This window comes from Amycolatopsis sp. NPDC058340 (assembly GCF_042723975.1).
GTDB lineage: Bacteria > Actinomycetota > Actinomycetes > Mycobacteriales > Pseudonocardiaceae > Amycolatopsis.
The window spans coordinates 180586-191713 of record NZ_JBHXIB010000009.1; the positions used below are offsets into that span (position 1 = coordinate 180586).

The window sequence follows — 11128 nt, forward strand, 5'->3', positions numbered from 1 at the left end:
TAAGGACCTGGGCCTCGTGAGTGGCTTGCACGGTTAGAACCGTCCTCGCCACTCACGAGGCTTGTAGTGCCCGCAGCCCGGCCGCCAGCGCCGCCGAGTCGTGGTCCGGCCCGCAACCCTCCACCAGGATCAGATCGCCGGGGATGTGGTCGGCCCGCAGCGGCAGGATCTCCCGGTACGCGGGCGAGTCGTACCACTCCCGCGCGGCGTCGAGGCTCGGGAACTCGATGAGCACGAGCGCCCCCGGCCACTCCCCCTCGACGACGTGGACCGCGGCTCCGTGCACGAGGAATTTGCCGCCGAAGGGATCGAGCGTGGCCTGGATCCGTTCCATGTACTCGAAGACTTCTTCGGCCAGCACGGCGGCGGGGCGAAGGTGGGCGAGACCGTACGCGGTCATGATGTCCTCCCGGGTTTCGTTGTCCTGGAAGGAATCCTGACCGAGCGGGCGGGTGGCGTCGATTACCCGGGAGGTAAAGCTCAGAACTCCGCGACGGCGGCGAGCGCCTCGGGCAGGGTGAACGCGCCGGCGTAGAGCGCCTTGCCGACGATGGAACCCTCGACACCGTCACGGGCCAGCGCGGCCAGCGCGCGGAGATCGTCCACACTGGACACCCCGCCGGAGGCGATGACCGGCGCGTCGGTGCGGGCGGCGACCTCGCGGAGCAGGTCGATGTTCGGGCCCTGGAGGGTGCCGTCCTTGCTCACGTCGGTGACGACGTAACGCTGCGCGCCGTCGCGGTCGAGCCGGTCGAGGACCTCCCAGAGGTCGCCGCCGTCCTGCGTCCAGCCGCGGGCGGACAGCCGGTGCCCGGCCTCGGTGATCCGCACGTCCAGCCCGATGGCGACCCGGTCGCCGTAGGAGGAGACGACCTTCGCGGTCCACTCCGGGTCCTCCAGCGCCGCCGTGCCGAGGTTGACCCGGCGGGCGCCGGTGGCCAGCGCGGCCTCCAGCGAGGCGTCGTCGCGGATGCCGCCGGACAGCTCCACCTGGACGTCGAGTTTCGCCACGACGTCGGCGAGCAGCTCGCGGTTGGAGCCCTTGCCGAACGCGGCGTCGAGATCCACCAGATGGATCCATTCCGCCCCGTCACGCTGCCAGGCGAGCGCCGCCTCCAGCGGGCTGCCATAGGAGGTTTCGGTGCCGGCCTCGCCCTGGACGAGTCGCACGGCCTGGCCATCGGCCACATCAACGGCGGGAAGGAGCGTGAAAGTCACGCGCCCACTCTAAGACAGGGTCTGCAGCCAGTTGCGCAGCAGGTGCGCCCCCGCGTCCCCGGACTTCTCCGGGTGGAACTGCGTCGCCCACAGCGGCCCGTTCTCGACGGCGGCGACGAAGTCCTGGCCGTGGTTCGCCCAGGTCACCTTGGGTTGCTGCCCGGCGAGGCCGGAGTCGAGCTCCCAGGTCCGCGCGGCGTAGGAGTGCACGAAGTAGAACCGCGTGTCCGCGTCGAGCCCGGCGAACAGCCGCGAATCCTCCGGGGCGCGGACGGTGTTCCACCCCATGTGGGGGAGGACGTCGGCCTCCAGCCGGTCGACCGTGCCCGGCCACTCGCCGGCGCCCTCGGCCTCCACGCCGTGCTCGACCCCGCGTTCGAACAGGATCTGCATGCCGACGCAGATGCCGAGCACGGGACGGCCGCCGGCGAGGCGTTTGCCGATGATCTTCTCCCCCGACACCGACCGCAGCCCCTCCATGCAGGCGGAGAAGGCACCGACACCCGGGACGACCAGGCCGTCGGCCTCGAGCGCGGCATGCGGGTCGGCGGTGACCTCGACGTCGGCGCCGGCGCGCTGCACGGCGCGTTCGGCGGACCGGAGGTTGCCGGACCCGTAGTCCAGGATCACCACACGAGGAGTAGCCACCCGCCCAGGTTAGCGGACCGGATTTTCTCCGGATTCCCTGTTTCGGCGTTCACTCTTCTGGGTAATAACGCCTCCAAGTGAAAGGCCGGCGCAGGACCGCCCTGCACTTATGGAGGAACGATGCAGGACGCCGACGACCTGACCCGCCTGCTCAGCGCCTGGCGCGAAGACATCGACAGCGTGCCTTTCCCGACCTTCGCGGAGCTGCTGATCCCGGCGCAGAAGCGGCGCTCCGCCCCCGCCCGGACGGCCACGGCATCGGTTCAGGTGACGAAGACCACCGGATGGCGCGATCGCTGACACTCGACTCCGGTCGCGTGTGTGGTTTTCTTCTTGGGAAGATGCCCCACCGAGCCGACCAGGAGTGACGCATGACCAGCAGCCCGGATCCGCGCGACTTCCTCGATCTCGACGCCGAGCTCTCCGCCGAGGACCGGGCCATGCGGGACGCCGTGCGGTCCTACGCGCACGACCAGCTCCTGCCGAACATCGCCGAATGGTACGAAACGGGCGCCCTGCCCGCCGCCGACCTCGCCAAGGGGTTCGGCCAGCTCGGGCTGCTCGGCATGCATCTGGAGGGTTACGGCTGCGCGGGCACCAGCGCGGTCGCCTACGGCATCGCCTGCCGCGAGCTGGAGGCCGTCGACTCCGGGCTGCGCAGCTTCGTCTCGGTGCAGGGTTCGCTGGCGATGTACGCGATCCACAAATGGGGCACCGAGGAGCAGAAGCAGGAGTGGCTGCCGCGGATGGCCGCCGGTGAGGCGCTCGGCTGCTTCGGCCTGACCGAACCGGACGCCGGCAGCGATCCCGGCAGCATGCGGACGCGCGCGGTGCGCGACGGCTCGGACTGGGTGCTGAGCGGTACGAAGATGTGGATCACCAACGGAACCGTTGCCGACGTCGCGGTCGTCTGGGCGCAGACCGACGAAGGCGTGCGCGGTTTCGTCGTCCCCACGAACACGCCGGGTTTCACCGCGAACGAGGTCAAGCACAAGCTGTCGCTGCGGGCCTCGCTGACCGCGGAACTCGTGCTCGACGGTGTCCGCCTGCCGGATTCGGCGGCGTTCCCCGAGGTCAGGGGCCTGCGCGGACCGCTGTCCTGCCTGAACGAGGCGCGCTACGGGATCCTGTTCGGCGTCGTCGGGGCCGCCCGCTCCTGCTACGAGTCCGCGCTGGAGTACACGCTGAGCCGGGAACAGTTCGGCAAACCGCTGGCCGGTTTCCAGCTCACCCAGCGCAAGCTCGCCGACCTCGTCGTCGAGGTCAACCGCGCCGGGCTGGTCGCGCTCCGGATCGGACGGCTCAAGGACGCCGGGACGCTGCATCACAACCACGTCAGCTTCGGCAAACTCGCCAACGTGCGCTCCGCGCTGGAGGTCGCCAGGACCGCGCGCGGCATGCTCGGTGCCAACGGGATCTCGCTGGAGTACCCGGTGATGCGGCATATGTCGAACCTGGAGACCGTGCTCACCTACGAGGGCACCGAAGAGATGCACGCGCTCTCGCTCGGGCAGTCGGTCACCGGGCTCGCCGCCTTCCGCTGAGCCGTCCGCCGGAAACTGTCGGTGCGGGCCTCTATGGTCCGCACATGACCGATTTCCCCGTCGTAGAGCTGCGCAGGTACACCCTGCACCCGGGCCGCCGGGACGAGCTGATCGAGCTCTTCGAGCGCGAGTTCGTGGAGAGCCAGGAAGCCTGCGGCATGCGCCTGTTCGGTCTCTTCCGCGAACCGGCGGAGCCGGACAAGTTCGTGTGGCTGCGCGGTTTCCGTGACATGGAGGCCAGGCGGGCCGCCCTCGAAGCGTTCTACGGCGGGCCGGTTTGGCGTGCGCACGGCCCGGCGGCGAACGAGACGATGATCGACGCTTCGGACGTCCTGCTGCTGCGCCCGTCCGGGCCCGGCTTCCCCGCTCCTGGCGGCGGCGGGGATTCCCGGGTGCTGGCGACGGTGTGCCATCCGATCGGCCCGGTCGAGGAGTTCTCCGAGTACTTCGCGGACACAGTGGCCCCCAAGCTGCGGGAATCCGGCGTGGACACGTTCGGCCACTTCGAAACGGAGCCGGCGGAGAACACCTTCCCCCGCCTTCCCGTGCGGGAGGACGAGACGGTGTTCGTCTGGTTCGCGAAGGCCGCCGGGGAGCACCGGGATGTGCTCGCCCGCATCGGCGAGGAAGTCGCGGACAGGCTCGAACGCCCTTGGCAACAGCTGGAACTGGCCCCGACCGCGCGCTCAGTCCTGCGCTGAAAGGAGGTCCGCGAGTCCGTCCGGGTAGAGGATCGCCTTGCCGCTCGCCACGTCGGCCATCGGCAGCCAGTGCACGCGTGCGCCGTCGTCGAGCACGACGCCGACCTCGTCGCGCTCGTAGAACGCCTTGTCGATGAGGTCGGCGGTGAACAGGAACACGATCTCGTGCCCCGGCCTGCCCTCGAAGGTGTACACGTTCTCCAGCACGGCGATCTGCTCGACCGAGGTCAGCTCCGCCGCGAGTTCCTCCTGGAATTCGCGATGCAGCGCCTCGGCGGCGGTCTCACCGAACTCGATGCCGCCGCCGAGCGGGCGGTGGTAGGTCACGCCTTTGGTGTTGTCGCGGCCTTCGAACACGAGAAGGTCTTCGCCGCGGCGGATGACCCCGAGCGCGAGCGGGCGGATCTTCGTCATCCTGGTGACGCTAGCGGAGGAATTCCTTGACGGACAAGGCGATCGAGCCGGCGTCGAGACCGTGCGCGAGGTCGTGGTCGGCCATTTCGCCGTAGATCCGGACTTCCGCGTCGCGCCGGACGCCGAGGGAGAGCAGCCGATGCGGCGTTTCGGGCAAAGCGTCCGTCACCGCGTGCGCCGAGGTTCCCGCGAGGTAGGGCTCGACCAGTACGACGTCGGTGCTCCCCGCGGCCTCGACGGCCGCACGCAGCCCGGCGGCGTCGAACGGCCGGACCGTCGAGGTGTAGAGCACGGTGACGTCGAGGTCGGCGGTCGCTTCCAGCACCCTGTCGAGCATCGGCCCGACGGCCACCACCACACCCCGGCCGCCTTCGCTCAGCGTCTGCAGGCCCGCGCCCAGATGCGCTTTCGCGTTCTCCTGCGCGGAAAGCCGGAGATAGACGCGTCCGGTGCCGGGGATGGACTCGAGCAGCAGCCGCCGTGCTTCCTCGGGGTGCCCGGGCACGTGCACGGTCCAGCCCGGCAACGTGTCGATGAGGGCGACGTCCCCGGGCGCCTGATGCGTCCGCCCGGCGGTCGGCATGTCGTAGGACGCGCCCGAGGACACCAGCACCGCGCCGACGTCCTGGTGCCCGAGGTCGAGTTTGACCTGCTCGAAAGCCCGCTCCACGAGGAACGACGAGAAGGTGTGGACGATCGGGCGCATCCCGGCCAGCGCCAGGCCGCCCGCGGTGCTCATCATCAGCTGTTCGCGGATGCCGACGTTGAGCACCCGGTCGGGGTGTTTCCTCGCGGCGAAGGCGAGTTGCGCCGCGGAGATGTCGGCGAGCACGACGGCGACGTTCGCGTCGGTGTCGAGCACCTCGGCGGCGGCTTCCAGGAACGTTTCACGCATGTTCACGGGTTCAGGCCTTTCGCTCGACGGTCGCGACCACGGCGAGCGGCCGGTCCGGATGGGGTGTGGTGAAGGCTTCGTGGAGCGCGTCGTGGTCGCGGCCGTCGACGGTGCGTGTCGTCCAGCCCTCGACCTCGAACCGGCGCGCGATCCCGCCGGGCCAGCCGTGCGTGGCCGAGGAGTTGTCGACGACGACGACGGTCAGCTGCGGCATGCCGATCCGGCCGGCGACCGCGATGGCCTCTTGATTGGAACCCTCGTCGAGCTCCGCGTCGCCGACGAGGGTGACGACCTTGGCGTCACGGAAACCCTTGGCGCGCAGGCCGAACACGGTACCGATGGCCAGCGGGAGCCCGTGCCCGAGCGAACCGCTGGAGATCTCGGCCACGGGCAGCCTCGCCCGATCCGGGTGGTGGCCGAGGCGGGACTCGGCCGAAGTCCAGTCGGCGAGTTCCTCCTCGTGGATGAAGCCCTTCTTCGCCAGCACCGCGTAATAGGCCATCGGGCCGTGGCCCTTCGACAGCAGGAAGCGGTCGCGGCCGGGATCGCGGACGTTCTCCGGGGTGATGTCGAGCACACGGTCGTAGAGCACCCACAAGACGTCCACAGTGGACTCCGCGGCCGCCTGATGCTTCTCGTCCCCGGTCATCAGCGAGATCAGCCGCGGCAGATCCTCGTAGCCGGTTTTGATGTCAGTGGTCATGAACCGAGGTTGCAACCTCGACTTAGGTCGAAGTCAAGGCTAGCCTGGCGACGTGACGAGACTGGCTGAACATCTGAGCATCGGACAGGTCGCCGACCGCAGCGGCGTGCCCCATACGGCTTTGCGTTTCTACGAGGACAAAGGGCTGATCAGCTCCGAGCGCTCGGCGGGCAACCAGCGGCGGTACTCGCGTTCGGTGCTGCGCCGGATCGCCTTCATCCGCGCCGCGCAACGGGTCGGCCTCAGCCTGGACGACATCAGCTCGGCGCTGGAGACCCTGCCCAAGGACCATGCCCCCACCAAGGCCGACTGGGCCCGCCTTTCGCGGGGCTGGCAGGACGAGCTCGACGCGCGGATCGACGCGTTGCAGCGCCTGCGCGACAGGCTGACCGGCTGCGTCGGCTGCGGTTGCCTTTCCCTGCGCAGCTGCGGGCTCTACAACGCCGACGACCAGATGTCGCGGTTCGGCCCCGGCGCGGGCAAACTGCGCCCGGCTTCCGAGGGCGGGATCTGAATTCCGTTGCCACGCGGGTGCCGGATGTGGGTCACTGATACGCGAAATGGACAAGAAACACCTCATCCGGGTATCGAAACGACTCTCCCGGCATCTGCGGCACGCCCCCGGCGACATCGGCATCACCCTCACCCCTGACGGCTGGGTCGAGGTCGGCACGCTCTTGACGGCCTTGCGGCGCAACGGCTTGAACCTCACGCGCGCCGAACTCGACGAAGTCGTCGAGGGCAACGACAAGCGGCGCTTCGCCTTCGACGAGGACGGGCTGCGCATCCGCGCCAGCCAGGGCCACAGCGTCGACGTCGACCTCGCGCTGCCCGCGGCCATCCCGCCGGACGTGCTGTACCACGGCACGGTTTCCCGGTTCCTCGACGCGATCATGTACCAGGGGCTCCGGCCGATGAACCGGCACGCGGTGCATCTCTCGGCGACCGTGGACACCGCGAGGGCCGTCGGCGCGCGGCGCGGCGTCCCGGTGCTGCTCGCCGTCGACGCACGGCGGATGACCGCCGCCGGGCACGAATTCCAGGTGAGCGCCAACGGGGTCTGGCTCACCGCCGCCGTTCCGCCGGAGTTCCTGCGCCGTCTCGGCTAGACGAGGCCGTTGTTCCGCAGGAGCGACAACGTGCCCACGGTGAACATGCCGTTCCACTCCAGCGCGGCCGCGGGCGAATAGCTGGTGTAGTCGACCCGCCAGCCGCCGTCTTCGTGCTGCCCGCCCGCCACTCGCCGCAGATCCGCTTCGATGACCTCGGACCGGAACAGCTTCCGTGCCGGGCCACCGGGTTCCGGGGCGAAATCGAGCGGGCGCATGGCCTCGCCCTCGATCCCGCCGCCGACGGCGATCACCCCGTCGTCCGGGAGGAACCCGCCGAGTTTCTCGACCAGACGCGTATCACCCAGGGCGTCCACCAGCTTCATCGCGAAGGCGAGCACGAGCGCATGCGGCGCCTCATCGAGCTTCTCGATCTCGCCGAGGCAGTAGCTCGTCGCCTTCGCCAGCCACGGATGCGCGGCGACCGCGGGATCGTGCGCGGCGACGCGATGGGCGGTGACCGCGACGATCGCGGTGATCTGCAGCGAGGAGACCGACGGATCCGCGTTCGCCCAGAACGGCGCGCTGCCGTCGGGATCCGGCATCGGCAACGCGAACGGGATCCCGCCGTCGGGCAGGGAGATCGAGGTGAGCCAGTCGCAGAGTTCGGCCGCGCGCGGGCTGGTCACCGGGCCGACGTCGGCGAAGACCTCGAAAGCGTGCAGCGCGCCGCCGGGCTGGCTCGTCGCCGATCGGCAGTCGGGTTCCAGCCCGTGGCCGTAGCCACCGTCGGGATTGCGGTACGCCTCCAGCGCGGCGAGCGCCGCCGCCGGGTCGCCGTCGCGGAAAAGGACCTCGAAGCGCCGCCTGTCGAGCAGCCGGGCCTGGGTGGCCATGAACGTGGCCGCCGTCTTCAGATCGATGTTCATACCGACAGGGTCGCGTGGATCGCGGCCGTCGTCTTGAACACATCGGTCACGAGCGGCGGCGCGGGCGGTTGTAGAGCTTGCGTCCGACGGCCAGGAGCGTTTCGCGCAGCGTTTCGTCGTCGAGCGAAGCGACCTCGGGCGAGCCGCCTGCGACGGCGATCCCCGCCAGCAGCACCTGAGCGGTCACGGTCGCGGTGAGATCCGGATCCGGGCCGACGAGGATCTCCATCAGCCGGTTCTTGAAACTGTCCGAGCTGTGCACGGATTTCTCGATCGCGCGGGCGATGCCGGGGTCGCTGGAGAAGAGCGCGACCAGCGACCGGTGCCGCACCACGAGATCGACGAAACCGTCCAGCAGGTGGTCGATCTGCGCGCCCCGGGTGCGCTGGGCGCGGGCGTCGTCGACGATGCCCTCCAGCTCGCGCAGCACCGGCTCGGCGACGGATTCGGTGATCTCCGCCTTCGTCTTGAAGTGGTAGTAGACGGCTGCCTTCGTGACGCCGAGGGCGTCCGCGATCATCTGCAGCGAGGTGCCTTCCACGCCGTGTTCGGTGAACAACCGCAACGCCGTGCCCAGTAGTCGCGTGCGGGTGTCCTCCGCGTGGACGACGTCCATGTTCCCTCCTCGTTCAGCCGTCGGAGATTACGTCAAGCGGGCCCGCGTGGCCAAACGAGTACTAGCCGTGCGGCTAGTCACACACTTGCCGATCGGCTTGTAGGCCCCTAGCCGATCGGCTAGCTTGGAATGAACCTGATCGAGTGAACGGGAGACTTTCGTGGCCAGCTTCCTCTACCGCCTGGGCCGGTTCTCGTTCCGGCGCCGGGCACTGGTGACGGCGGTGTGGGCCGCCGTCCTGGTGGCCCTCGGCGCGGGAGCGCTGACCCTGTCCGGCCAGCTTTCGAACTCGGTGACCATCCCCGGCACCGAATCGCAGAAGGCGATCGACCAGCTCGCCGACCGGTTCCCGGAGGCCGCCGCCGGTGGTGCGACGGCGCGCGTCGTCATCTCGACGCCCGGCGACATCACCGACACCGCCGGCCAGGCGGCGATCACGGGACTCGTCAAGGGACTCGAAAACGCTCCCAAGGTCGCCGGCGTGGTCAACCCGCTGCAGATGCAGGCGATCTCCCCCGACAAACACGTCGCGCTGGCGCAGGTCTCCTACCGCGTGCCGGGCTTCGAGCTCACCGACGCCGACCGCGAAGGCCTGATGGCCGCCGCCGATTCCGCCAAGGCGGCCGGGTACACCGTGGACTTCGGCGGTGACGCCGTGCAGGCGATGCCCGCGACCAACGCCACCGAAGGCCTCGGTGTCGCCGTCGCCGCGGTCGTCCTGATCATCACCTTCGGTTCGCTGCTGGCGGCCGGGATCCCGCTGCTGACCGCGCTCATCGGCGTCGGCATCGGCATGGCGGGTATCACGACGGCGTCCGGTTTCCTCGAACTGAACACGAACACGCCGGTGCTCGCGCTGATGATCGGCCTGGCCGTCGGCATCGACTACGCGCTCTTCATCGTTTCCCGCTACCGGCACGAACTCACCATCGGCCGCGATCCGGAGGAAGCCGCCGGACGGGCCACCGGCACCGCGGGCTCCGCCGTGGTGTTCGCCGGGCTGACCGTGATCATCGCGCTGGCGGGCCTGACCGTCGTCGGCATCCCGTTCCTCGGCGAGATGGGGATCGCGGCGGCGATCACCGTCGCGATCGCGGTCGTCATCGCGCTCACCCTGCTGCCCGCCATCCTCGGTTTCGCGGGCGGCAAACTGGCGGGCGGCAAGATCCGCTTGCGCCGCAAGGAAAGCGCGACGACCCACGGCGAGCGCTGGGCGAAGTTCGTCGCCCGACACCGGATCCCGGTGCTGATCGCCGCGATCGCCGGGCTCGCGATCGTCGCCGTCCCCGCCGCGAGCATGCAGCTCGGCCTGCCGAACGACAGCACCGCCGCGCCGGACACCACCCAGCGCAAGGCCTACGACACCGTCGCCCGCAGCTTCGGCGAAGGCGCGAACGGGCCGCTGGTGATCGTCGTCGACCTGAGCGGCAGCACCGACCGGCAAGCCGCGCTCCAGCAGGCGGCCGCGGGTATCGGCGGCCTCCCCGAACGCCCGATCGTCACGCCGCCCAAGACCAACCGCGCGGGTGACCTGGCGCTGCTGACGGTCATCCCGAAGAGCGGCCCGAGCAGCACCGCGACCGAAGACCTGGTCAGCGACATCCGCGGCCTGAACGCGGGGCTGGGTTCGGCCACCGGCGCGTCGCTGGCGGTGACCGGCCAGACCGCGGCCAACATCGACGTCTCGGAGAAACTCGCCGACGCGATGCTGCCCTACCTCGCGCTGATCGTCGGGCTCGCGTTCCTGCTGCTGATGCTGGTGTTCCGCTCGATCGTGGTCCCGCTGAAGGCGACGCTGGGCTTCCTCGGTTCGGTGGTCGCGACGTTCGGCGCCGTGGTGGCCGTGTTCCAGTGGGGCTGGCTCACCGACCTGCTCGGCGTGAAGACGACCGGGCCGATCATGAGCATGCTGCCGATCCTGCTGATCGGCGTGCTGTTCGGGCTCGCGATGGACTACCAGGTGTTCCTGGTGACGCGGATGCGGGAGGAATACGTCCACGGCGCCGACCCGCAGCAGGCGATGGTGACCGGTTTCCGGCACGGCTCCCGCGTCGTGGTCGCCGCCGCGCTGATCATGATCAGCGTGTTCGCCGGATTCGTCCTCGCGGAGTCCTCGCTGATCCAGTCGATCGGGTTCGCGCTGGCGTTCGGGGTGCTGGTGGACGCGTTCGTGATCCGGATGACCATCGTGCCGGCGCTGATGTCACTGCTCGGCCGCGGCGCGTGGTGGCTGCCGCAGTGGCTGGATCGCGTGCTGCCCGATGTGGACGTCGAAGGCGAGAAGCTCGCGAAGCAGCTCGATGCGCCTGACGAGCGGGAGCTGGTCGACGCCTCGAAGTAGGCCGATGTTGAGGGTTGCGAAAGCCACTTTCGCAACCTTCAACGTTGCGAAAGTGGCTTTAGCGACGCGC

14 protein-coding genes are annotated in these 11128 nt (G+C 69.6%); 6 read left to right on the top strand and 8 right to left on the bottom strand.

Annotation, left to right across the window (positions count from 1 at the left end; translation table 11 throughout):
- Window positions 1–52: 52 nt before the first annotated feature.
- The 3 genes from ACFWIW_RS14825 to hisH form a co-directional block, all read right to left on the bottom strand.
- A complete protein-coding gene (locus tag ACFWIW_RS14825) occupies window positions 53–400 on the bottom strand; it encodes a DUF1330 domain-containing protein (protein WP_378368923.1) in 348 nt (115 codons plus the stop codon).
- 80 nt (window positions 401–480) lie between these two features.
- Window positions 481–1218 (bottom strand): bifunctional 1-(5-phosphoribosyl)-5-((5-phosphoribosylamino)methylideneamino)imidazole-4-carboxamide isomerase/phosphoribosylanthranilate isomerase PriA, encoded by a 738-nt coding sequence (gene priA / locus ACFWIW_RS14830; RefSeq protein WP_007029948.1) that lies wholly within the window; start codon window positions 1216–1218, stop codon window positions 481–483.
- A 9-nt stretch (window positions 1219–1227) separates the two neighbouring features.
- The gene (hisH, locus tag ACFWIW_RS14835) at window positions 1228–1851 is read right to left on the bottom strand and encodes an imidazole glycerol phosphate synthase subunit HisH (protein ID WP_240601431.1); all 624 of its coding nucleotides are present in this window, start codon (window positions 1849–1851) and stop codon (window positions 1228–1230) included.
- A gap of 135 nt (window positions 1852–1986) precedes the next feature.
- On the opposite strand from hisH, the gene ACFWIW_RS14840 reads away from it, so the two are divergent.
- The 3 genes from ACFWIW_RS14840 (at window position 1987) to ACFWIW_RS14850 (ending at window position 4111) form a co-directional block, all read left to right on the top strand.
- Complete coding sequence (locus ACFWIW_RS14840; RefSeq protein ID WP_038510342.1) at window positions 1987–2166, top strand: hypothetical protein; 180 nt, start codon at window positions 1987–1989, stop codon at window positions 2164–2166.
- A gap of 71 nt (window positions 2167–2237) precedes the next feature.
- Window positions 2238–3410 (top strand): acyl-CoA dehydrogenase family protein, encoded by a 1173-nt coding sequence (locus tag ACFWIW_RS14845; RefSeq protein ID WP_378368924.1) that lies wholly within the window; start codon window positions 2238–2240, stop codon window positions 3408–3410.
- A gap of 44 nt (window positions 3411–3454) precedes the next feature.
- Entirely contained in the window at window positions 3455–4111 is a 657-nt protein-coding gene (locus ACFWIW_RS14850; protein WP_378368925.1) for an NIPSNAP family protein, read from the top strand.
- Here the strand turns inward: ACFWIW_RS14850 and ACFWIW_RS14855 are convergent.
- Genes ACFWIW_RS14855 through ACFWIW_RS14865 form a run of 3 tightly spaced genes read right to left on the bottom strand, consistent with a single transcriptional unit; the run spans window position 4097 to window position 6123 of the window.
- A complete protein-coding gene (locus ACFWIW_RS14855) occupies window positions 4097–4525 on the bottom strand; it encodes an NUDIX hydrolase (protein WP_378368926.1) in 429 nt (142 codons plus the stop codon). The two genes, ACFWIW_RS14850 and ACFWIW_RS14855, sit on opposite strands and share 15 nt — an antisense overlap.
- A gap of 10 nt (window positions 4526–4535) precedes the next feature.
- Entirely contained in the window at window positions 4536–5426 is an 891-nt protein-coding gene (locus ACFWIW_RS14860; protein ID WP_378368927.1) for a transketolase family protein, read from the bottom strand.
- A 4-nt stretch (window positions 5427–5430) separates the two neighbouring features.
- Window positions 5431–6123, bottom strand: a complete 693-nt coding sequence (locus ACFWIW_RS14865; RefSeq protein WP_378368928.1) for a transketolase — start codon at window positions 6121–6123, stop codon at window positions 5431–5433.
- A 52-nt stretch (window positions 6124–6175) separates the two neighbouring features.
- On the opposite strand from ACFWIW_RS14865, the gene soxR reads away from it, so the two are divergent.
- The gene (gene soxR, locus ACFWIW_RS14870) at window positions 6176–6637 is read left to right on the top strand and encodes a redox-sensitive transcriptional activator SoxR (RefSeq protein WP_016335982.1); all 462 of its coding nucleotides are present in this window, start codon (window positions 6176–6178) and stop codon (window positions 6635–6637) included.
- A gap of 46 nt (window positions 6638–6683) precedes the next feature.
- Window positions 6684–7232 carry an RNA 2'-phosphotransferase gene (locus tag ACFWIW_RS14875; protein ID WP_378368929.1) on the top strand — a complete coding sequence of 183 codons (549 nt, stop codon included), beginning with the start codon at window positions 6684–6686 and terminating at the stop codon, window positions 7230–7232.
- Here ACFWIW_RS14875 and ACFWIW_RS14880 read toward each other — a convergent pair.
- Together ACFWIW_RS14880 and ACFWIW_RS14885 are read right to left on the bottom strand one after the other, a co-directional pair.
- Window positions 7229–8101 (bottom strand): hypothetical protein, encoded by an 873-nt coding sequence (locus ACFWIW_RS14880; RefSeq protein ID WP_378368930.1) that lies wholly within the window; start codon window positions 8099–8101, stop codon window positions 7229–7231. The two genes, ACFWIW_RS14875 and ACFWIW_RS14880, sit on opposite strands and share 4 nt — an antisense overlap.
- A 46-nt stretch (window positions 8102–8147) precedes the next feature.
- Window positions 8148–8717 carry a TetR/AcrR family transcriptional regulator gene (locus ACFWIW_RS14885; protein WP_378368931.1) on the bottom strand — a complete coding sequence of 190 codons (570 nt, stop codon included), beginning with the start codon at window positions 8715–8717 and terminating at the stop codon, window positions 8148–8150.
- Window positions 8718–8877: 160 nt separating this feature from the next.
- Here ACFWIW_RS14885 and ACFWIW_RS14890 point away from each other — a divergent pair, with 160 nt between their 5' ends.
- Window positions 8878–11058: an MMPL family transporter gene (locus ACFWIW_RS14890; RefSeq protein WP_378368932.1), complete on the top strand. Its 2181-nt coding sequence runs from the start codon at window positions 8878–8880 to the stop codon at window positions 11056–11058.
- The last annotated feature ends 70 nt before the right edge of the window (window positions 11059–11128 follow it).